Annotated in this window: 20 protein-coding genes; 8 read left to right on the top strand and 12 right to left on the bottom strand. The window is 72.8% G+C overall.

Annotated elements, in window-relative coordinates; genetic code table 11:
* Positions 1-22 precede the first annotated feature (22 nt).
* Entirely contained in the window at positions 23-1,273 is a 1,251-nt protein-coding gene (locus ACZ462_RS27320; protein WP_467807412.1) for a polyamine ABC transporter substrate-binding protein, read from the bottom strand.
* 56 nt (positions 1,274-1,329) lie between these two features.
* On the bottom strand, positions 1,330-2,844 hold the full coding sequence (locus ACZ462_RS27315; RefSeq protein WP_467807413.1) for a gamma-aminobutyraldehyde dehydrogenase: 1,515 nt from the start codon (positions 2,842-2,844) through the stop codon (positions 1,330-1,332).
* Positions 2,845-3,025: 181 nt separating this feature from the next.
* Here ACZ462_RS27315 and ACZ462_RS27310 point away from each other — a divergent pair, with 181 nt between their 5' ends.
* Positions 3,026-3,577: an NADAR family protein gene (locus tag ACZ462_RS27310; RefSeq protein ID WP_467807415.1), complete on the top strand. Its 552-nt coding sequence runs from the start codon at positions 3,026-3,028 to the stop codon at positions 3,575-3,577.
* A 16-nt stretch (positions 3,578-3,593) separates the two neighbouring features.
* On the opposite strand, the gene ACZ462_RS27305 is transcribed toward ACZ462_RS27310, so the two are convergent.
* Positions 3,594-4,298, bottom strand: coding sequence for a DUF4190 domain-containing protein (locus ACZ462_RS27305; protein ID WP_467807416.1), 705 nt, complete (start codon positions 4,296-4,298; stop codon positions 3,594-3,596).
* Positions 4,299-4,403: 105 nt separating this feature from the next.
* Between ACZ462_RS27305 and ACZ462_RS27300 the strand changes: the two genes are divergently transcribed.
* Positions 4,404-5,429 carry an adenosine deaminase gene (locus tag ACZ462_RS27300; RefSeq protein ID WP_467807418.1) on the top strand — a complete coding sequence of 342 codons (1,026 nt, stop codon included), beginning with the start codon at positions 4,404-4,406 and terminating at the stop codon, positions 5,427-5,429.
* 22 nt (positions 5,430-5,451) lie between these two features.
* Complete coding sequence (locus ACZ462_RS27295; RefSeq protein WP_467807420.1) at positions 5,452-6,141, top strand: glycerophosphodiester phosphodiesterase; 690 nt, start codon at positions 5,452-5,454, stop codon at positions 6,139-6,141.
* Positions 6,142-6,166: 25 nt separating this feature from the next.
* Here the strand turns inward: ACZ462_RS27295 and ACZ462_RS27290 are convergent, their stop codons facing one another.
* The 3 genes from ACZ462_RS27290 to ACZ462_RS27280 all read right to left on the bottom strand — a co-directional run bounded on the left by ACZ462_RS27290 (position 6,167) and on the right by ACZ462_RS27280 (position 9,449).
* Positions 6,167-6,637 carry a hypothetical protein gene (locus ACZ462_RS27290; protein ID WP_467807421.1) on the bottom strand — a complete coding sequence of 157 codons (471 nt, stop codon included), beginning with the start codon at positions 6,635-6,637 and terminating at the stop codon, positions 6,167-6,169.
* 71 nt (positions 6,638-6,708) lie between these two features.
* Positions 6,709-7,902 carry a polyamine ABC transporter substrate-binding protein gene (locus ACZ462_RS27285; RefSeq protein ID WP_467807422.1) on the bottom strand — a complete coding sequence of 398 codons (1,194 nt, stop codon included), beginning with the start codon at positions 7,900-7,902 and terminating at the stop codon, positions 6,709-6,711.
* Positions 7,903-8,009: 107 nt separating this feature from the next.
* Positions 8,010-9,449 (bottom strand): gamma-aminobutyraldehyde dehydrogenase, encoded by a 1,440-nt coding sequence (locus ACZ462_RS27280; RefSeq protein ID WP_189811656.1) that lies wholly within the window; start codon positions 9,447-9,449, stop codon positions 8,010-8,012.
* A 169-nt stretch (positions 9,450-9,618) separates the two neighbouring features.
* Between ACZ462_RS27280 and ACZ462_RS27275 the strand changes: the two genes are divergently transcribed.
* From ACZ462_RS27275 to ACZ462_RS27255, 5 genes are all read left to right on the top strand, one after another.
* Complete coding sequence (locus ACZ462_RS27275) at positions 9,619-10,122, top strand: Lrp/AsnC family transcriptional regulator (protein WP_125543691.1); 504 nt, start codon at positions 9,619-9,621, stop codon at positions 10,120-10,122.
* On the top strand, positions 10,107-11,486 hold the full coding sequence (locus ACZ462_RS27270; protein ID WP_467807423.1) for an aspartate aminotransferase family protein: 1,380 nt from the start codon (positions 10,107-10,109) through the stop codon (positions 11,484-11,486). The genes ACZ462_RS27275 and ACZ462_RS27270 overlap by 16 nt, the downstream gene beginning before the upstream one ends.
* A 168-nt stretch (positions 11,487-11,654) precedes the next feature.
* A complete protein-coding gene (locus tag ACZ462_RS27265) occupies positions 11,655-12,404 on the top strand; it encodes an ABC transporter ATP-binding protein (protein ID WP_467807424.1) in 750 nt (249 codons plus the stop codon).
* Positions 12,386-13,456 carry a hypothetical protein gene (locus ACZ462_RS27260; RefSeq protein ID WP_467807425.1) on the top strand — a complete coding sequence of 357 codons (1,071 nt, stop codon included), beginning with the start codon at positions 12,386-12,388 and terminating at the stop codon, positions 13,454-13,456. The genes ACZ462_RS27265 and ACZ462_RS27260 overlap by 19 nt, the downstream gene beginning before the upstream one ends.
* 114 nt (positions 13,457-13,570) lie before the next feature.
* Entirely contained in the window at positions 13,571-14,500 is a 930-nt protein-coding gene (locus ACZ462_RS27255) for a DMT family protein (RefSeq protein ID WP_467807426.1), read from the top strand.
* Here ACZ462_RS27255 and ACZ462_RS27250 read toward each other — a convergent pair.
* From ACZ462_RS27250 to frr, 6 genes are all read right to left on the bottom strand, one after another.
* Complete coding sequence (locus tag ACZ462_RS27250) at positions 14,493-15,539, bottom strand: ABC transporter ATP-binding protein (RefSeq protein ID WP_467807427.1); 1,047 nt, start codon at positions 15,537-15,539, stop codon at positions 14,493-14,495. The two genes, ACZ462_RS27255 and ACZ462_RS27250, sit on opposite strands and share 8 nt — an antisense overlap.
* Positions 15,539-17,155: an ABC transporter permease gene (locus ACZ462_RS27245; protein WP_467807429.1), complete on the bottom strand. Its 1,617-nt coding sequence runs from the start codon at positions 17,153-17,155 to the stop codon at positions 15,539-15,541. Before ACZ462_RS27245 ends, ACZ462_RS27250 begins: the two co-directional genes overlap by 1 nt.
* Positions 17,156-17,220: 65 nt before the next feature.
* A complete protein-coding gene (locus tag ACZ462_RS27240) occupies positions 17,221-18,321 on the bottom strand; it encodes a thiamine ABC transporter substrate-binding protein (protein WP_467807604.1) in 1,101 nt (366 codons plus the stop codon).
* A 254-nt stretch (positions 18,322-18,575) separates the two neighbouring features.
* The gene (rlmN, locus tag ACZ462_RS27235) at positions 18,576-19,691 is read right to left on the bottom strand and encodes a dual-specificity RNA methyltransferase RlmN (protein WP_467807605.1); all 1,116 of its coding nucleotides are present in this window, start codon (positions 19,689-19,691) and stop codon (positions 18,576-18,578) included.
* Positions 19,692-19,854: 163 nt separating this feature from the next.
* Positions 19,855-20,931 (bottom strand): phosphatidate cytidylyltransferase, encoded by a 1,077-nt coding sequence (locus ACZ462_RS27230; protein WP_467807607.1) that lies wholly within the window; start codon positions 20,929-20,931, stop codon positions 19,855-19,857.
* Positions 20,931-21,488 carry a ribosome recycling factor gene (gene frr, locus ACZ462_RS27225; protein WP_467807680.1) on the bottom strand — a complete coding sequence of 186 codons (558 nt, stop codon included), beginning with the start codon at positions 21,486-21,488 and terminating at the stop codon, positions 20,931-20,933. Before frr ends, ACZ462_RS27230 begins: the two co-directional genes overlap by 1 nt.
* Positions 21,489-21,567 lie beyond the last annotated feature (79 nt).

Raw genomic sequence — 21,567 nt, 5'->3', positions numbered from 1 at the left:
GGGGGTGCCGGCACGGGGTCCGTCAGGCTCCGACGAGCTTGGCGAACTTCTCCTCGTACTCGGTCTCTTCCTCGCTGGTGAGCATGCGGAAGGCATGGGCCCTGGCGGCCATCTCCTCGTCGGGGATGATCAGGGGGTTGTCCGCGAGTGCGGGATCGATCTTCGCAAGGTCGTCCTTGACCCCCGCGACCGGGCACACGTAGCTGATGAAGGCGGCGAGCTGGGCGGCGATCGGGGGCTCGTAGTAGAAGTCGATGAGCTTCTCGGCGTTGGCCTTGTGCCGGGCGCGGGCCGGCACGATCAGGTTGTCGCTGGAGGTGATGTACCCGACGGCCGGAATCGCGTACTGGATGTCCGGGTTGTCCGCCTGGAGCTGGATGATGTCGCCGGCCCAGGCCAGGCAGGCCGCCAGGTCGCCCTTGTCCAGGTCCGCGGTGTAGTCGTTGCCGGTGAAGCGGCGGATCTGCTTGCTGTCCACACCCTTCTGCAGGCGGGCGATGGCCGCGTCGTAGTCGGCGGTGGTGAAGGACTCCGGGGACTTGCCCTGGTCGAGGAGGGTCATGCCGACGGTGTCGCGCATCTCGCTGAGGAAGCCGACCCGGCCCTTGAGGGTGGGGTCGTCGAGCATCTGCGTGACGGAGTCGACCTTCCTGCCGCCCGTGGCCTTGGTGTTGTAGGCGATGACGGTGTTGATGCCGGTCCACGGGTAGCTGTACGCGCGGCCCGGGTCCCAGTCGGGGCTGCGGTACTGCGGGATCAGGTTGGCGAAGGCGTGCGGCAGGTGGGAGGGGTCGAGTTTCTGCGCCCATCCGAGGCGGATGATGCGTGCCGCGAGCCAGTCGGTGACGACGATCAGGTCGCGGCCGGTGTCCTGGCCCGCCGCCAGCTGGGGGCGGATCTTGCCGAAGAACTCGACGTTGTCGTTGATGTCCTCGGTGTAGTTGACCTCGATGCCCGTCCGCTTGGTGAACTCCTCCAGCGTCGGGTGGACCTTCTCGTCGTCGCTGACGTCCATGTACTCGGTCCAGTTGGAGAAGTTGATCACCTTCTCCGCCTGCGAGTGGTCCTCGGACGCGGCGGCGCCCTCGCCGCCGCGCTTCGCGGGTGGAATGCCGCACGCGGACATCGACGCCAGGCCGCCGAGGGTGAGCGCCCCGGCGCCGGAGGCGCGCAGCAGCGAGCGGCGGGTGAGGGCGCCGCGCCCGCTGGTGAGGCTGCGCCGCATCGCGGCGAGCTGTGCCGCGGAGAGCCGGTCGGGCTCGTTGTGCTCCATGTGGACTGTGCCCTTTCGGGATGGGCGGGCCGCTGGTCGGGCGGGCCCTGCTGCTGCTATCGGTCCCCGAAGATCGTGCGGTGCCAGTCCTTGGCCGCCACCGCGGTGTTGTCGTACATGACGTGCTTGACCTGCGTGTACTCCTCGAAGGAGTACGAGCTCATGTCCTTTCCGAAGCCGCTCGCCTTGTAGCCGCCGTGGGGCATCTCGCTGATGATCGGGATGTGGTCGTTGATCCAGACGCAGCCCGCCTTGATCTCGCGGGTCGCGCGGTTCGCACGGTAGACGCCGCGGGTCCAGGCGGAGGCGGCGAGGCCGTAGGGGGTGTCGTTGGCCAGGGCGAGGCCCTCGTCGTCGGTGTCGAAGGGGAGGACGACGAGGACCGGTCCGAAGATCTCGGCCTGGACGGCCTCGCTGTCCTGCGGCGCGCCGGTGATGAGGGTGGGCCGGTAGTAGGCGCCGGCGGCGAGGGCGCCGCCGGGGGCGGAGCCGCCGGTGACGACGGTGGCGTAGGCGCGGGCCCGCTCGACGAAGGCGGCGACGCGGTCGCGGTGGGCGTGGGAGACGAGCGGGCCCAGGTCGGTGGAGGTGTCGAACGGGTCGCCGAGGCGGACGCCGTCCATCAGCTCGGCGACGCGGGCGGTGAAGGCCTCGTACAGCGGGCGCTGGACGTACGCGCGGGTGGCGGCGGTGCAGTCCTGGCCGCTGTTGATCAGGGAGGCGGCGACGGCGCCGTGGGCGGCGGCCTCCGGGTCGGCGTCGTCGAAGACGACGAAGGGGGCCTTGCCGCCGAGCTCCAGGTGGATCCGCTTGACGGTGGCGGTGGCGATCTCGGCGACGCGCCTGCCGACGGCGGTGGAGCCGGTGAAGGAGGTCATGGCCACGCCGGGGTGGCCGACCAGGTGCTCGCCGGCGTCGCGGCCCGCTCCGGTGACGATGTTGACGACGCCGTCCGGGATGCCCGCCTCCGTCGCGGCCCGCGCGAACATCACGGAGGTGAGGGGGGTGGTCTCGGCGGGCTTGAGGACGACGGTGTTCCCCGCGGCGATGGCCGGGAGGATCTTCCAGGCGGCCATCTGGAGGGGGTAGTTCCAGGGGGCGATGGAGCCGATGACGCCGATGGCCTCGCGGCGCACGTACGAGGTGTGGTCGCGCGAGTACTCGGCGGCGGCCTGGCCCTGGAGGTGGCGGGCGGCCCCGGCGAAGAAGGCCGTGTTGTCGATGGTGCCGGGCACGTCGAACTCGCGGGACAGCCTGATCGGCTTGCCGCACTGGAGGGACTCGGCGTACGCGAGGTCCTCCGCCTGCTCGGCGAGGACGGAGGCCAGCCGGTGCAGGGCGTCGGAGCGCTCCCCCGGCGTGGCGCCGGACCAGGCCGGGAAGGCGCCGGCGGCCGCGGAGACGGCCTCGTCCACGTCCGCGGCGGAGGCGAGCGCGTAGGTGAGCACCTCCCTGCCCGTCGCCGGGTCGACCACGGTGTGGGACCGGCCGGAGCGGCCGTGCGACGGCCGGCCGCCGATGTACTGGACGCCGTCGGCGAAGCGTTCCTCAACCTGGAAGCGATTACCCATCACGCTCTCACGCTCTCGTGGCTTCAGCTCGAATGGAGTGCCGATCCTGACAGAGGTGTTACCCGCGGCCAAGGGATTCCGTTGTTGCCTTTTGATTACGCGACGGAATCGGTCGACCATGTGTCGAGACGCCCCGCAAATCCCGTACGAAGTGTCCGTGGAGACTGCCAGACTCCCGTGCATGGAGAAGATCGACAAGTTGATCGAGCAGGTCAACCGAGGTGACCGGGTGAAGTTCCTGCCGTTCTGGGGGCACCGGCCGCGCCCGGACGGCTCGCTCGGCCCGAGCTGCCTGAGCCAGTGGTGGCCGTCTCCGTTCACCGTGGACGGCGTCCGGTACGGGACGGCGGAGCACTGGATGATGGCCGGGAAGGCCCGCCTGTTCCGGGACGCGGAGGCCGAGCGCGCCGTGCTGGCCGCGGGTACCCCCGCCGAGGCGAAGAAGGCGGGGCGGCTGGTCCGCGGCTTCGACGACGCCGTGTGGGAGCGGGAGCGCTTCGCGATCGTGGTGGAGGGCAGCCTCCACAAGTTCCGGTCCGCGCCCGAGCTGACCGGCTACCTGCTCTCCACGGGGCGGCGCGTGCTCGTCGAGGCCAGCCCGATGGACCGCGTCTGGGGTATCGGGCTCGCCGCCGACGACGAGCGGGCGCTGGACCCGGCCCGCTGGCGCGGGCTGAACCTGCTGGGGTTCGCCCTGATGGAGGCCCGCGAGCGGATCCTCGCCGGGGAGTAGGCGGCCCGAACCCCGGTCAGACCCTCTCGCGCATGCGGGTGTCCGAGTACGGGCTGTCGACCCCGGAGTCGGGATCCCCGTACAGGAAGCCGGCGACGGCGAACGAGAACGTGAGCGCGCCCAGGAGGGCGCCCGTGATGCCGAGGACGAGGCCGGCCAGCGCCATGCCGCCGTTGGTGGCCTCGCCGCGGGCCGCCCGCTTGCGGCCGAGCACGCCGAAGACGATCGCCGCGGCGCCGAGTCCGACGGCGATGACGTTCAGGCCGCACCCGACCACCGCGACGATGCCGAGCACGAGCGCGGCGACCCCGTAGCCGTTGCGCGGCTGGGCGGCGTACGGGGGGTACCCGGGGTGGCCGAGGGCGCCGGTGCCGGGGTAGGCGTGGGGGGCGAACGGCTGCGGCCCGTACGGCTGCCGGCCGTACGCCGGGGGCACGGGCGCCGCGCCGGGGTAGGCGTAGCCGGGCGCACCGGGCACGCCGGGGGCGGGATAGGCGTACGCGGGCGGTACCGGGGCCGGCCCGGGCGCGGGAGGCGCGTACGGCCCGGGGAGCGGCGCGGGCGGCGGTGCCCCCGCGCCGGGCATCCCGGCGAGGGTGGGCTGGTCGTGGACGGACGGCGGGCCCGGCACCGCCGGGCCGTCCTGCGGCCTTCCCGGATCCGCCGGCGACCGCTCCGGCGGTGCCCACGGGTCCCTCGGGTCAGGGCTCTTGTCGGTCATGCGGCACCCCCCTCTCGTACGGCCATGCTATGCCGTCCCGCCGGCCGGACCCCCGCTGCCTACGATGGGGGCCGATCCGTCCGCACCGTCCCCCGGAGGCCCGCCGTGCCCGACCTGACCCCCTTCATCGCAGGGCTGCCCAAGGCGGAGCTGCACGTGCACCACGTCGGCTCGGCCTCCCCCCGGATCGTCGCCGAACTGGCCGCGCGGCACCCCGACTCCAGGGTGCCGACCGACCCGGAGGCGCTCGCCGACTACTTCACCTTCACCGACTTCGCGCACTTCATCGAGGTCTACCTGTCCGTGGTCGACCTGGTCCGCACGCCCGACGACGTCCGCACGCTGACGTTCGAAGTCGCCCGCGACATGGCCCGGCAGAACATCCGCTACGCCGAACTGACCATCACCCCCTACTCCTCCACGCGCCGCGGCATCGAGGAGAAGGCGTTCATGGAGGCCATCGAGGACGCCCGGCGCGCGGCCGAGGCCGAGTTCGGGGCCGTGCTGCGCTGGTGCTTCGACATCCCCGGCGAGGCCGGCCTGGAGGCCGCCGCGGAGACCGCCCGCCTCGCGGTCGACCTGCGCCCGGAGGGGCTGGTCTCCTTCGGCCTCGGCGGGCCCGAGATCGGCGTGCCCCGCACGCAGTTCAAGCCGTACTTCGACGCCGCCCGCGCCGCCGGCCTGCACAGCGTCCCGCACGCCGGCGAGACCACCGGACCGGAGACCGTCTGGGACGCCCTGCGCGAACTCGGCGCCGAGCGGATCGGCCACGGCACCAGCGCCGTCCGGGACCCGGAGCTGCTGGCCCACCTCGCGGAGCACCGCATCGCCCTGGAGGTCTGCCCGACCTCGAACATCGCCACCCGCGCGGTGGAGGACCTGGACCGGCACCCGGTCCGGGAGATGGTGCAGGCGGGCGTCCTCGTCACCATCAACAGCGATGATCCGCCGATGTTCGGCACGGACCTCAACAACGAGTACGCGGTGGCCGCCCGGCTGCTCGGCCTCGACGAGCGCGGCCTCGCCGGACTCGCCAAGAACGCGGTGGAGGCGTCCTTCCTCGACGCCGCGGGGAAGGCGCGGATCGCGCAGGAGATCGACACGTACACCGAGGCGTGGCTGGCACGCTGACGGCCGCGGGAGAATGGGCGGCATGCGCACCCTGACGGCCGTCGCCCACCGCGGCGATCCCCACCGCTTCCCCGAGAACACGCTCCCGTCGATCCGTTCGGCGTTCGCGCTCGGCGCGGACGCGGTGGAGGTCGACGTACGGCTGACCCGCGACGGCGAGGCCGTCCTCCTCCACGACGAGACGCTGCGGCGGCTGTGGGGGCACGACGTGCGCCTCGACGGGATGACGGCCGCCCAACTGGCGGAGCTGACGCGGGGCGGGGTGCCGACGCTGCGTCAGGCGCTCGCCGAGGCGGGGCCGGGGCGCCTGCTGCTGGACCTGCCGGGGGCGGCGCCGGAGACGGTCGGGAGGGTTCTCGGCCTGGTCGCCGAGTGCGGGGCCCGCGAGCGCGTCTACTACTGCGCCGGCCCGGACACGATGCTGGCCGTGCGGGCCGCCGACCCGTCGGCGGAGATCGCGCTGACCTGGACGACGCTGTCGCCGCCGCGCCGGGTCCTGATCGACGCGGTGGCGCCGGCCTGGCTGAACTACCGCTTCGGGCTGGTGGACCGGGCGCTGGTGGAGGCGCTGCACCGGGACGGCCTGAAGGTCTCGGCGTGGACCGCCGACACGAAGCGGACGATGCGCCGGCTCGCCGCGGCGGGCGTGGACGCGATCACCACGAACCGGATCGACGCCCTGGCGGCGGTGCGCGCCGCGGCCGGCCGCTGAGCCGGCCGGGCGCCGGAGCCCGCCGTCATGCGGCGGCGGGCAGGGCCTCCAGGCGCTTGACGAGGCGCCGCAGGACCAGGAGCGGGATGATGCCGAAGACGCCGAACGAGATGTCGATGAGGCGCCATCCGAGCGGGATGCCGCGGATCTGCCCGCAGATCAGCGCGAGGGGGACGACTCCGGCGCAGGCGATCATGCCGGCTTCCAGGATCCAGATGTTGCGGACGGGGTCGCGGAGGACTCCGTAGAAGAAGACGGCGATCACGAGGTGGGCGAAGGCGAGCCAGTCGTTGCCGTAGAGGAGGAACGGGTAGCGGGAGTCGGCCGTGTCGAGGCCCTCGCCGACCCGGGCCAGCCACTCGTGGGTGATCAGGGAGTTGGCCAGGCGCACCTCGGTGACCAGGGGGAAGGCGGTGAGCCCGCTGAGGACCAGGCAGACGAGGAACAGGACGAGCCAGGCGCGGATCCGCCGCTGGAGGGCGCTTCTCTCAGTCATGGCAGCAGCCTACGCCCCGAATTGAACGCGTTCAGCCAATTCCCTGAACGTGTTCAATTCTGTGGCGGTGATCACATGCCCACGAGGGCGTTCCAGCGGCCGGCCAGCGTGCGGCGCTCCGCCGCCGTGACGTCCCGGGCCACGGCGAGCCGCCGGCGCATCGCGTCGTCGGGGAAGACCAGCGGGTTCTCGGCGAGTTCCGCCGTCTCCCGGTCCGGCGAGGCGGCCAGCACCTCGCGGGCCGCCGGCACCGGGCAGACGTAGGCGACGGCGGCCGCGAGCTCCGCCGCCACCTCCGGGGTGTAGTAGTGGTCGACCAGGGCCTCCGCGTTGGCCTTGTGGCGGGCCAGGTTGGGGACGAGGAGGCTCTCCGCCCACAGTTCGCCCCCCTCCTCCGGCACGACGAACTCGATGTCCGGGTTGCCGGCCCGCAGTTGGACCGCGTCGCCGGAGTACGCCTGGCAGGCCAGCACGTCGCCCTTGCCGAGGTCGGAGGTGTAGTCGTTGCCGGTGAAGCGGCGGATGTGCCTGCGGCGCACCAGCTCCTCGACCCGGTCGCACATCCGGTGGAAGTCGGCCGCGGTCCAGCGGGTGACGTCCACGCCGTCGCCCTGCATCAGCAGCGCGAACGACTCGTCGAGGCCGGAGAAGAGGGTGACGCGGCCCGCGAGGTCCGGCTGCCACAGGTCCGCCACCGACCGGATCTCCCTGCCGAGCGCCCTGCGGTTGTAGGCGATCCCGGTGATCCCGGACTGCCAGGGCACGGTGTGCAGTCGCCCCGCGTCGAAGGCCGGCGAGCGCAGCAGCGGGTCGAGGTGGGCGGCGACGTTGGGCTGCCGGGCGCGGTCCATCGCCTGCGCCCAGCCCAGGCGGACGAAGCGGGCGGCCATCCAGTCGCTGACCACCACCAGGTCGTGGCCGGTGTCCTGGCGGTTCATCAGGGCCGGGCCGACCTTGCCGAAGAACTCGTCGTTGTCGTTGATCTCCTCGGTGTACCGGACCTCGATGCCGGTGCGCTCCGTGAACGCCTCCAGCGTGGGGCGGCGTTCCCCGTCCTCGGCGCCGGTGTCTATGTACATGGGCCAGTTGGCGAAGGCGAGGCTCCGTTCGCGCGCGGAGCGGTCCGCGCCCGCCCGGCGGTCTTCGGGGACGTACGCGGAGGGCACGCCGCAGCCGGTGAGGGCCGCGAGGAGGCCGGCGGCGCCGAGGCCGCGCATCGCCGTGCGGCGCGTGACGCGGCGGGGGGAGGGGGTGGGAGCGGGCATGGGTGAAGCCTCGGGGAACGCGCAGGGGGCGGGCAAGGGACACATTGTCCACTGCCCGCCCCCCGTGCGGGGCTGCCTTGACGGCCCGTCGGGGCCGCGGCCGGACGTCAGCCGTCGAGCGAGGTCATCACGTGCTTGATGCGGGTGTAGTCCTCGAAGCCGTACGCGGAGAGGTCCTTGCCGTAGCCGGACTTCTTGAAGCCGCCGTGCGGCATCTCGGCGACGAGCGGGATGTGGGTGTTGATCCACACGCAGCCGAAGTCGAGGTGCTTGGACATGCGCATCGCGCGGGCGTGGTCCTTGGTCCACACGGAGGAGGCGAGGGCGTACTCGACGCCGTTCGCGTACTCCAGCGCCTGGGCCTCGTCCGCGAAGGACTGGACGGTGATGACCGGGCCGAAGACCTCGTTCTGGACGATCTCGTCGTCCTGCTTGAGGCCGGAGACGACGGTCGGGGCGTAGAAGTAGCCCTTGTCGCCGACACGGTGGCCGCCGGCCTCGACCTTGGCGTGCGCCGGGAGGCGGTCGATGAAGCCCGCCACCTGCGCCAGCTGGTTCGGGTTGTTCAGCGGGCCGTAGAGGACGTCCTCGTCGTCCGGGGCGCCGGTCTTGGTGTCGGCGGCGGCCTTGGCGAGGGCGGCCACGAACTCGTCGTGGACGGACTCGTGCACGAGGACGCGGGTGGCGGCGGTGCAGTCCTGGCCGGCGTTGAAGTAGCCGGCGACGGCGATGTCCTCGACGGCCTTGGCGATGTCGGCGTCCTCGAAGACCACGACCGGGGCCTTGCCGCCGAGCTCCAGGTGGACGCGCTTGACGTCCTTCGAGGCGCTCTCGGCGACCTGCATGCCGGCGCGGACGGAGCCGGTGATGGAGGCCATCGCCGGGGTGGCGTGCTCGACCATGGCCTTGCCGGTCTCGCGGTCGCCGCAGACGACGTTGAAGACGCCCTTGGGCAGGATCGAGTCGATGATCTCGGCCATCAGGACGGTCGAGGCGGGGGTGGTGTCCGAGGGCTTGAGCACCACGGTGTTGCCTGCGGCGATGGCCGGGGCGAACTTCCACACGGCCATCATCATCGGGTAGTTCCACGGGGCGACCTGGGCGCAGACGCCGACCGGCTCGCGGCGGATGATCGAGGTCATCCCGTCCATGTACTCGCCCGCGGAGCGGCCCTCCAGCAGGCGGGCCGCACCCGCGAAGAAGCGGATCTGGTCCACCATCGGGGGCAGCTCCTCGCTGGCGGTCAGGCCCAGCGGCTTGCCGGTGTTCTCCGACTCGGCGGCGACCAGCTCGTCGGCGCGCGCCTCGAAGGCGTCGGCGATCTTGAGGAGGGCCTTCTGGCGCTCGGAGGGCGTGGTGTCGCGCCAGCCCGGGAAGGCGGCCGCGGCGGCGGCCATGGCGGCGTCGACGTCGGCCTGCCCGGACAGCGGGGCGGTGGCGTACACCTCGCCGGTGGCCGGGTTGACCACATCGGTGGTCCGCCCGTCGGCGGCGTCCTTGAACTCCCCGCCGATGTAGTTGCGCAGACGACGCAGTTCGGTGGTCACTACAGCCACACTCCTGATCACATGTCCAATGATTGAGACGAATCCCAAGCCTAGCCTCTCGGCGGATGCTTTCGACAGGGCCGCCCACCACCAACTACGAAATCAGTAAGATCGGGATGTCAGAACAACGGATTTCATTGGTTTCATCTTGCGGAACGGAGGACTCCTCGTGCAGAGTGAGGTCGTGGTCAGTCGAAGCGCAGATTCCAGGAACAGGCAGCCGTCCCCCTCGGTCGATGCTGTGTCGCTGGCGATCATCGAGCAACTGCAGGAGGACGGACGCCGTCCCTACGCGGCGATCGGCAAGGCCGTGGGCCTGTCGGAGGCCGCCGTGCGCCAGCGCGTGCAGAAGCTGCTCGACCAGGGCGTCATGCAGATCGTCGCCGTCACCGACCCGCTCACCGTGGGCCTGCGGCGCCAGGCCATGGTCGGCATCAACGTCGAGGGCGACGTCGATCCGGTGGCCGACGCACTGACCCAGATGGCCGAGTGCGAGTACGTGGTGATGACCGCGGGCTCCTTCGACCTGATGGTGGAGATCGTCTGCGAGGACGACGACCACCTGCTGGAGACGATCAACAAGAAGATCCGCGCGCTCCCCGGCGTGCGATCCACCGAAAGCTTCGTTTACCTGAAGCTGAAGAAGCAGACCTACATGTGGGGAACCCGATAACCGTGACCCAGGACCTGTCCAAAACCGCGTACGACCACCTGTGGATGCACTTCACCCGGATGTCGTCGTACGAGCACTCCCCCGTCCCCACCATCGTGCGCGGCGAGGGCACCTACATCTACGACGACAAGGGCAAGCGCTACCTCGACGGCCTTGCCGGCCTGTTCGTGGTCAACGCCGGTCACGGCCGCAAGGAGCTCGCCGAGGTCGCTTACAAGCAGGCGCAGGAGCTCGCGTTCTTCCCCGTGTGGTCCTACGCCCACCCCAAGGCCGTGGAGCTCGCCGAGCGCCTCGCGGACTACGCCCCGGGCGACCTGAACAAGGTGTTCTTCACCACCGGCGGCGGCGAGGCCGTCGAGACCGCCTGGAAGCTCGCCAAGCAGTACTACAAGCTCAAGGGCAAGCCGACCAAGTACAAGGTCATCTCCCGCGCGGTCGCCTACCACGGCACCCCGCAGGGCGCCCTGTCGATCACCGGCCTGCCGGCGCTGAAGGCCCCCTTCGAGCCGCTGGTCCCCGGCGCGCACAAGGTGCCGAACACCAACATCTACCGCGCCCCGATCCACGGCGACGACCCCGAGGCCTTCGGCCGCTGGTGCGCCGACCAGATCGAGCAGCAGATCCTCTTCGAGGGCGCCGACACCGTCGCCGCCGTCTTCCTGGAGCCGGTGCAGAACGCCGGCGGCTGCTTCCCGCCGCCGCCCGGCTACTTCCAGCGGGTCCGTGAGATCTGCGACGCGTACGACGTGCTCCTCGTCTCCGACGAGACGATCTGCGCCTTCGGCCGCCTCGGCACGATGTTCGCCTGCGACAAGTTCGGCTACGTACCGGACATGATCACCTGCGCGAAGGGCATGACCTCGGGCTACTCCCCGATCGGCGCCTGCATCGTCTCCGACCGCGTCGCCGAGCCCTTCTACAAGGGCAGCAACACCTTCCTGCACGGCTACACCTTCGGCGGGCACCCGGTGTCCTCCGCGGTGGCCCTCGCCAACCTCGACATCTTCGACAAGGAAGGCCTCAACCAGCACGTGCTGGACAACGAGGGCGCCTTCCTGAAGACCCTCCAGAAGCTGCACGACCTGCCGATCGTCGGCGACGTCCGCGGCAACGGGTACTTCTACGGCATCGAACTCGTCAAGGACAAGACCACCAAGGAGTCCTTCTCCGACGAGGAGACCGAGCGCGTCCTGTACGGCTTCCTCTCCAAGGCGCTCTTCGACAACGGCCTGTACTGCCGGGCCGACGACCGGGGCGACCCGGTCGTGCAGCTGGCCCCGCCGCTGATCGCGGACCAGGGCACCTTCGACGAGATCGAGGGGATCCTGCGCTCCGTGCTCACCGAGGCGTGGGCCAAGCTGTAAACGGACCCGCAGGACCGTACGCCGCGGCCCGGGTGCCCCGTTCGAGTGGGAACGGGGCACCCGGGCCGTGTGCTGTCGACCATCTCGGCCCTCATCTCCTTACATCTCAGTGCGGGCGCCAGTGACCCCACGGGCTCCGCTTCGTTCCCCCGGACGGAGGTGTACGCCATGGAGGCTCCACCGGACAGCGACGTGCTCTGGGCACGGTCCGTTCACTACTCCCACGACGGCTCGCCCGGCATCACCGGGGTGTCGGTCGGCGTCCGCCAGGGCGAGGTCCTCGCCGTGACCGGCCCGCGCGGCAGCGGGAAGACCACGCTGCTGCACTGCCTCGGCGGCCGGCTGGTCCCCCAGGACGGCGGCGTCTGGTTCGACGGCGTGCCCGTCCACACCATGGGAGCCCTCGCCCGCGAACGGCTGCGCCGCGACCGGTTCGGCTGGCTCGGCCCGGAGCCGGCGCTGCTGCCCGAACTCACCGTGTGGGAGAACGCCGCCCTGCCGCTGCTGGTCGCCGGCACCCCGCACCGCACCGCCAAGCGGACCGCCTTCGAGTGGCTCGACCGCCTCGACATCGGCGCCCAGGCACGCAGGCGGCCCGGCGCGCTGACCCGACCCGAGGCCCAGCGCGCCGCCCTCGCCCGGGCCCTCGTCCACGAGCCCGCCGTCGTCTTCGCCGACGAGCCGACCGCGCCCCTGCACCGCGCCGAACGGGCCGTGCTGCTGCGCACCCTCACCGCGGCCGCCCGCTCCCACGGCATCACCGTCGTGCTCGCCACCCACGACGAGGACACCGCGGCCGCCGCCGACCGGTGCCTCCCCCTCCTCGACGGCCGCCCCGCCGCAGCCCCCGCCGCCGCGGGCCCCGGCGCGCCCGGCGACTCCCCGGAAGGCCAGGCCGCGTGCTCGCTCTCCGCCTGACCCGCGGCTCCCGCCCGCTCGTCCAGCTGCGCCGCCTGCTCGTCGCCGCCGCGGCCGCCGGCACCGGCTTCCTGCTGCTGTACGTCCTCGCCGCGGCCGCGGCCCGGCCTGCCGGATCGTTCCCGCGCCTGCTGTGGGCCCTGCTCCCGCTCGCCGCCACCGTCCACCTCGCCGTCCGCACCGCCCGCACCGACCCCGCCACCCGCCCCCGCGAGGGCATGGACGCCGTCGGGCTCGGGCCGCTGCACCTCGCCTTCACCGCCGCCGCCTCCACCGCCGTCGCCTGCACCCTCGGCAGCGCCCTCGCCCTCGCCGCCTTCCTCCACCTGCGCAGCGGCCTCGGCGGACTCCCCTTCGACGGTGCCGGCTCCGCCCTGCTGCACGCCGACCGGCCGCTGCCGCTCGCCGCCGCCCTCACCCTCCTGGCCCTCACCCCCCTCGCCGCCTCGGCGGCAGCCGCGCTCGCGCTGCGCCCCCGCACCCCCGCCGCACCGGCGGCCGGGCTGCCCTGGGGCGTCGCCCTCGCCGCCTGCGGGCTCGCCGTCCTCGGCCACGCCGGGCCCGCCGGCGGCGGACTCCCGGCCGGCTGGGCGCTCACCGCCGCCGGGCTGGCCTTCGCCGGGCCCGGGCTCGCGTACGCCTGCGGCACCTTGGTCCAGGCCGTCCGCCCCGGCGCCCTCCGGCTCCTGGCCGGGCGCACCCTCCAGGAGGAGGCGTCCCGGCTGGGCCGCCCCCTCGGCGTGCTGTGCGCGGCCGGCACCGCCGCGATCGCCGCCGCCCTCCCCGGCAGCGGCGGCATCGGCGCCCCCCTGGGCCCGCTGACCGGAGCCGCCTTCGCGCTCACCGTCCTCTGCGCGGCCGCCACCCTGCTCGCCGCCGCCGTCGAGGTCCGCCAGTCCCGCGCCGCGAGCCGGGCCGCGCTCGCCGACCTCGGCGCCCCCGGCAGCGTCCTGCGCACCGCCGCCACCGTGCGGGCCGCCGCACTGCTCGCCGTCTGCCTGCCCGTCTGCTGGGGCGTCGCCCGGCTGACCTCCCTGGCGCTGACCGGCTGACGCTCGCCCCGTCCGGCACCCCGGGACGAAACGGCCGAACGAGGCAACCTCCCGGGGCGTTCCGCACGTCTGGCAGTGGTACGCACAACTTGCCGGAAGTGATCGGAGCCCTCGGTGCTCATAGGCCTGCTGACCGCGATAGCGGCGTCCATCTGCTACGGCACGGGATCCGTCCTGCAAGCCGTCGGCTCGCGCCGGGCGGCGCGGGCCACACCCGCGGACGCGGGGGTGACCGCGCACGGCGGCCCGAACCTGTCGTCGACCGCCAAGGCGGCGATGACCTGGGAGTTCATCGTCGGCACCGTTCTGGACTTCGCGGGCTTCGGGCTCGGCGCGCTCGCCTCGCGGATGCTGCCCCTCTTCCTCTCCCAGACCGTCATCAGCGCGAACCTCGTCATCACCGCCGTGCTCAGCGTGCGGATGCTCGGCATCCGGCTCACCCGCAAGGAGTGGGCCTCCATCGGCACCGTCTGCACCGCCCTGGTGCTCCTCGCCAGCGCCGCCGGCCACGAGGGCGGCCACTACGCCCCCCTCGCCACCCACTGGTGGCTGCTCGCCGTGACGGCCCTGATCATCGTGGGCGGCACGGTCGCGGTCCGGCTCCTCGGCGGCCGCGCCGCCATCCTCGCCGGCCTGCTGTCCGGCCTGGCCTTCGGCGCCCTCGGCGTCGGCGTCCGCATCCTGAACGGCATCGACCCGTTCGACCCGGCCGCCCTCCTCGGCGACCCCGCCCTGTACGCGATCGTCCTCGCCGGCGCCGGCGGCATGTACCTGCACACCGTCGCACTCCAGATCGGCTCCGTGAACGGGGCCACGGCCGCGCTGGTCGTCGGCGAGACCGTGCTCCCCGGCGCCATCGGCGTGCTCTGGCTCGGCGACGCGTCCCGGCCCGGCATGGCCTGGCTCGCCGTGACCGGCTTCGTCCTCGCCGTCGCGGGCGCGGTCGCCGTCGCCTGGTTCGGCAACCACGACGGCGCCGACCCGGCCGCCGAACCCGCGGCGGACCCGGCCGCCCCGGCCCGGGAGCCCGCCGGAGTCAGCTAGAACCGGAACCGTCGGGCCGGGCCGCGGGGATGACGACGACCTCCGACGGGGCGAACGCCACCGCCACCCGGTCCCCCGGCGCCGGCGCCCCGGCCAGGTCGCACTCGGCCTCCAGGACCGGCCCGCCCGCCGGCCGCAGCCGCAGCGCCACGTGCGCGCCGCGGAAGGTCCGCGACTCCACCTCGCAGCGCAGCCCGTCCGCGGCGAGCCGGACGCCCGCCGGGCGGACCAGCAGCCGGTGCTCCCCCCGCGGGGACCCCTCCGGTACGGGAACCTCGCCCCACGGGGTGGCCGCGGACCCGTCCGACACCGTCGCGGGGACGACGTTGTCGAAGCCGAGGAAGCGCGCCACGAACTCGGAGGCCGGCCGCTGCCACACCTCCAGCGGGGTGCCGGCCTGCGCGATGCGGCCCTCCCGCATCACGACCACCCGGTCGGCCAGGGCGAACGCCTCCCCCTGGTCGTGGGTGACGGCCAGCACCGTGGTGCCCAGGCGGGTGAACAGCGCCCGCAGCTCCACGACGAGGCGCTCGCGCAGCCCCCGGTCCAGCTGGCCCAGCGGCTCGTCCAGCATCAGCAGCCGCGGCGACGGCGCGAGCGCCCTGGCCAGCGCGACCCGCTGCTGCTCGCCGCCGGAGAGGGACGACACCGGCCGGCGCCCGGCACCGGGCAGCCCGACGAGCTCCAGCAGCTCGGCCACCCGGGCCTCCTGCGCGGCCCGGGCGGCGCCCTGCATGCGCAGGCCGAACGCGACGTTCCCGCCGACGTCCCGGTGCGGGAACAGCTGGTGGTCCTGGAACATCAGGCCCACGCCCCGCCGGTGTACGGGCACCCGCGCCTGGTCGGCGCCGCCGAGCAGCACCCGGCCCGCCGAGACCGGCTGGAGCCCCGCGACGACCCGGAGCAGCGTGGACTTGCCGCTGCCGCTGGGGCCGAGGAGGCACACCGTCTCGTGCTCGGCGACCTCCAGGTCGACGCCGTCCACGGCGGCGCGTCCGCCGAAGCGGACCGACACCCCGGCCAGTTCGAGCAGGGTCATCAGAACTCTCCCGAGGACTTGTCGGGGCGCAGCCGCTCCAGCACCAGCAGGGCGGCCGCGCACACCAGCATCAGCACGGTGCTCAGCGCCATGGCCTGCCCGTAGTTCAGGTCCCCGGCCCGCCCCAGCAGCCGGGCCACCGCCACCGGCAGGGTCGGCCGGTCGGCCCGGGCGATGAAGACGGTGGCGCCGAACTCGCCGAGGGACACCGCGAAGGCGAACCCGGCGGCGATCAGCAGAGCCCGCCGCACCAGCGGCAGGTCCACCTCCCGCCAGGCCCGCAGCGGGGAGGCGCCGAGCACGGCGGCGGCCTCGCGCAGCCGCTCGTCGACGGCGCGCAGCACCGGCAGCATGGTCCGGACGACGAACGGGACGCCGACCAGCGCCTGCGCCAGCGGTACGAGGATCCAGGAGGTCCGCAGGTCCAGCGGCGGCTCGTCGAGGGTGATCAGGAAGCCGAAGCCGACGGTCACGGCGGACACCCCGAGCGGCAGCATCAGCAGCGCGTCGAAGCCGCGGACGAAGGGGCCGGCGCGCCGGGTCAGGGCGGCGGCCGCGAGGCCGCCGACGAGCACGGCGATGCCGGTGGCGGCGAGGGCGTACTCCAGGGAGTTGCGGATCGCCTCCAGCGGCGGGACCAGGAAGGTGCCGCCGCCCGAGCCGGCCTGCGACAGCGCCTCGTAGTAGCCGGTGCCGTAGCCGGCCGGGGTGTCGAAGGACCGCTCGACCAGCACGCCGAGCGGCAGCACGATCAGCAGCGCCACGGTCAGCAGGACCCCGCCGAGCAGCAGCCGCTGCCCGGCGCCGCGCGGCGGGTGCGCGGTCCGGGCGGGGTCCACGAGGCGCAGCGCGGTCTCGCGGCGGCGCACCGTCCACGCGTGGACGGCGAGGATCCCCACGACGGCGGCGAACTGGGCGAGCGTCAGCACGGCGGCGGTGGAGAGGTCGAGGAGCTGGGCGGTCTGCCGGTAGACCTCCACCTCCAGGGTGGCGTACGAGGGCCCGCCCAGGATCTGCACGACGCCGAACGAGGTGAAGGTGAAGAGGAACACCATGACGGCGGCGGCCGCGACGGCCGGCGCCAGCGCGGGCAGGGTGACCTGCCTCCAGGCGGCGAGGCGGCCCGCGCCGAGCACACGGGCGGCCTCCTCCTGCCGCGGGTCGAGCTGCGCCCACAGCCCGCCGACGGTGCGGACGACGACGGCGTAGTTGAAGAACACGTGCGCGAGCAGGATCGCCCACACGGTCGTGTCGAGCCGGAGCCCCCACAGCTCCTCCGTCAGCCCGCCCCGGCCCACCAGGGCGAGGAAGGCCGTGCCGACGACCACGGTGGGAAGGACGAAGGGGACGGTGACGACGGCGCGGAGGACCTGCTTGCCGGGGAAGTCGAGCCGGGCGAAGGCGTACGCGGCGGGCAGCGCGAGCAGCAGGGTGAGGGCCGTGGAGGCGAGCGCCTGCCAGGCGGTGAACCACAGGACGCCGGCGATGCCCGGCTCGGCCAGCACCGCGCCGATGCGGCCGAGCTGCCATCCGGCGTCCGTCTTCAGGCCCCGGCCGACGATGGCGGTGACGGGGTAGGCGAAGAACAGCCCGAAGAAGGCCAGGGGCACGGCCATCAGGGCGAACCTGGCGGCCGCGCCGCGTGCGGCGCGGGGCCCGCCGGGCCCCGCGCCGTCGCCGGCTACTTCACGACGAGCGAGGTCCACGTCTTGACCCACTGCTCCCGGTTCTTGGCGATGGTGTCGGGGGCCACGGCCTCGGGCTTCTCCACGACGGCGCCGTGCTTGGTGAACAGCTCGGGCAGCTGCGCGTCCTTGACGACCGGGTTCACGAACATCTTGAGCGGCATGTCCTCCTGGAACTTCTTGCCGATCATGAAGTCGATGAGCGCCTTGCCGCCCGCCTCGTTCTTCGCGCCCTTGAGCAGGCCCGCGAACTCGGTCTGGCGGAAGCACGTGCCGGTGGCGACGCCCGTGGGGGCCTCGGCCGGCTGCGGCTCGGCGTAGAGGACCTCGACCGGCGGGCTGGAGGCGTACGAGACGACCAGCGGGCGGTCGCCCTTGGCCTTCCTGCCGCCGGCGGAGCCGGAGAAGCGCTCGTTGTAGGCCTGCTCCCAGCCGTCGACGACCTCGACGCCGTTGGCCTTCAGCTTGGCCCAGTAGTCCTTCCAGCCGTCCTCACCGTACTTGCCGACGGTGGCCAGGAGGAAGCCGAGGCCGGGCGAGGAGGTCGCCGCGTTCTCGACGACCAGCAGGTCCTTGTACTCGGGCTTGGCGAGGTCGTCGAGGGTCTGCGGCGGGGCGAGCTTCTTTTCCGCGAAGTACGCCTTGTCGTAGTTGACGCAGATGTCGCCGGAGTCGACCGGGGTGACCCGGTGCTGCGCGTCGAGGACGAATTCGGGCTTGACCGTGTCGAGGCCCTTCGCCTCGTACGGGGTGAAGATCCCGTTGTCGAGGGCGCGCGAGAGGAGGGTGTTGTCGACGCCGAAGAAGACGTCGCCGCGGGGGGATCCCTTGGTGAGGATCTCCTGGTTGAGGGCGGTGCCGGCGTCCCCGGAGTTGAGGACCTTCACGGTGTAGCCGCTCTGCTGCTCGAACTCCTTGAGGACCGACTCGGTGACGGCGAAGGAGTCGTGGGAGACGAGCGTGACCGTCTTCTGCGCCGGCGAACCGCTGCCCTCGGCCGCGGACCCGTCGCCGCTGCCGCCGCAGGCGGTGAGCGCGGCGGCGCCGAGGGCGGTCGCGAGCGCGGTGGCCGCGAGTCTCCTGGTGGTGGTGCTCACTGGTGATTCCTCCTGGGTGTGACCAGGAGAAGACGCGGCCCTGCCGGGCGCTTCGCGAGCGGACGCCGGGCAGGGCGCAACAGCTTGAGTGGTGACCGAACTCCCTACCCCGAATGACCGGGGCGAGGTTCAGAGGGTCTGCGGTGGACGGTGACCGCACTCTCAGCGCTGTGGCGCTCCCCTGTCGGAATGTGGAATTGGTTCGGCCACAGGGTACCCCGCGGCCGTTTCCGCACCTCCCGGGCCTCCGGGCCTCAGCGCTCGGCGGCCGCCAGCTGCCCGCAGGCGCCGTCGATCTCCTGGCCGCGGGTGTCGCGGACGGTGACCGGCACGCCGTGGCGGGCGATGGCCTCGACGAAGGCCCGCTCGTCCTCGGGCCGCGAGGCGGTCCACTTGGAGCCGGGTGTCGGGTTCAGCGGGATCAGGTTGACGTGGACGCGCTTGCCCTTGAGCAGCCGGCCGAGGAGGTCGCCGCGCCAGGCCTGGTCGTTGATGTCGCGGATCAGGGCGTACTCGATGGAGACGCGGCGGCCGGACTTCTCGGCGTACTCCCAGGCGGCGTCGAGGACCTCGCGGACCTTCCAGCGGGTGTTCACCGGGACGAGGGTGTCGCGCAGCTCGTCGTCGGGGGCGTGGAGGGAGACGGCGAGGCGGCACTTGAAGCCCTCGTCGGCGAAGCGCAGCATCGCCGGGACGAGGCCGACGGTGGAGACGGTGATGCCGCGCTGGGACAGGCCGAGGCCGTCGGGCTCGGGGTCGGTCAGCCGGCGGATCGCGCCGACGACGCGGTTGTAGTTGGCGAGGGGCTCGCCCATGCCCATGAAGACGATGTTCGACAGCCGGGCCGGGCCGCCGGGGACCTCGCCGTCGCGCAGGGCGCGCATGCCGTCGACGATCTGGTGGACGATCTCGGCGGTGGACAGGTTGCGGTCCAGTCCGGCCTGGCCGGTGGCGCAGAACGGGCAGTTCATGCCGCAGCCGGCCTGCGAGGAGATGCACATGGTGACCCGGTCGGGGTAGCGCATCAGGACGGACTCCACGAGGGTGCCGTCGTGCAGGCGCCACAGGGTCTTGCGGGTGGCGTCGTCGTCGCAGGAGATGTGCCGGACGACCTTCATCAGCTCCGGCAGCAGCTCCTCGCGGAGCTTCTCGCGGGAGCCGGCCGGGATGTCGGTCCACTCGGCCGGGTCGTGGGCGTAGCGGGCGAAGTAGTGCTGCGAGAGCTGCTTGGCCCGGAACGGCTTCTCGCCGATCGCGGCGACGGCCTCGCGGCGCTCTGCCGGCGTCATGTCGGCCAGGTGCCGGGGCGGCTTCTTCGCGGCCTTCGGCGCGATGAAGGTGAGCTCTCCCGGAGCGGGGCGGGGTGCCATGTTCGGTCCTCCTCAGGGCGACGAGGTCTGACGACCCCCGCGCGTGCGGAGCCGATGGCGATGGCGCTGTCCGCGCCCGGAGACCTCACAGATGCATCCCCGCGATCACGGGGAAAGGGCGCACCACCGGTGGTGGTGCGCCCTTCAGGATAACCCGGTCGGCTCAGCCGGTGCCGACGAAGAGGGCCATCAGCAGCCAGACCACGGGGGCGGTCGGCAGCAGCGAGTCCAGCCGGTCCATGATCCCGCCGTGGCCGGGGAGCAGCGTGCCCATGTCCTTGATCCCCAGGTCGCGCTTGATCATCGACTCGCCGAGGTCGCCGAGGGTGGCGCTGACGGCGACCGCGAGGCCGAGGACCAGCCCCTGCCACCAGGCGCCCCCGTCGACCAGGAACTCCATGCACAGGGCTCCGGCGGCCATGGCGAAGACGACGGCTCCGAGCAGCCCCTCGCGGGTCTTGCCGGGGCTGATGCGCGGGGCGAGCTTGGTCTTGCCGAAGCGCCAGCCGACCGCGTAGGCGCCGGTGTCGCTGACCACGGTCAGGACGAGGAAGGTGACCACGCGCTGGGGGCCGTCGTCCGCGGTGAGGAGCATCGCGACGAACGTCGCCAGGAACGGCACGTAGAAGGCGGCGAAGACGCCGGCGGTGACGTCCTTGAGGTAGTCCTCCGGCGGTTCGGTCATCCGCCAGACCAGGACCGCGAGCGCGGTCAGGGCCATCGCCACCCAGGCGCCCTCGGCGCCGCGCACGTACCCGGCGATGACCATGGCGGCGCCGCCGATGGCCAGCGGGACCAGCGGCGCCTTGATGCCCTTCTTCTCCTGGAGCCGGGAGGTGAGCTCCCACAGGCCCACGACGACCGCGACGACGACGACGCCGACGAAGACCGCCTTGACGATGAACAGCGAAGCGAAGATCACCGCTCCGAGGCCGACACCGACCCCTATCGCGGCGCGCAGGTCTCGGCCCGCCCGCTTCTTGGGCGGCGGTGGCGAGGCGTCCTGCGGCGCCTGCGAGGGCGGGGGCGGGGGGCTGGGCATGGGCTCCTGCGGCGGCGTCTCGGCGCGGAACGGGGGGCCGCCTTCAGCGGCGGCCCCCCGATCGCGTGCTTCCCGGTCGTCGAAGTCACGGCCGGCGGCATCGGGCACGATGGGCATGGGCCGAGTGTGCGGGCCCACCAGCGCATCGTATGCGGGACCCGCCGGAACCGGCTCCGCGGCCCAGGGAGAGTCGTTCATCAGACCTCGAGGAGCTCGGCTTCCTTGTGCTTGAGCAGCTCGTCGACCTGGCCCACGTACTTCGCGGTGGTGTCGTCGAGCTCCTTCTCCGCGCGGCGCACCTCGTCCTCGCCCGTCTCCTTGTCCTTGACGAGCTTGTCGAGGGCGTCCTTGGCCTTGCGGCGGACGGAGCGGATGGAGACGCGGGAGTCCTCCGCCTTGGTGCGCGCGACCTTGATGTAGTCGCGGCGGCGCTCCTCGGTCAGCTCGGGGAAGACCACACGGATGATGTTGCCGTCGTTGCTGGGGTTGACCCCCAGGTCGGAGTCGCGGATGGCCTGCTCGATGTTGCGCAGGGCGCTCTTGTCGAACGGGGTCACGACGGCCATGCGCGGCTCGGGCACCGAGAAGGACGCGAGCTGGTTGATGGGGGTGATGGCGCCGTAGTAGTCGGCCATGATCTTGTTGAACATCGCCGGGTGCGCACGGCCCGTGCGGATCGCGGCGAAGTCCTCCTTCGCGACGACGACGGCCTTCTCCATCTTCTCCTCGGCCTCGAGGAGGATTTCTTCGATCACCACGTGCTCCTGCATGTCTTGAATGGATGGTTCAGGCGGGCGGTGCGGGTCCGGCCGCGCCGGGCCGGCTCCGTCTGCG

Source organism: Streptomyces sp. NPDC031121, from assembly GCF_055570615.1.
This window is presented reverse-complemented; position numbering and strand designations above follow the sequence as displayed.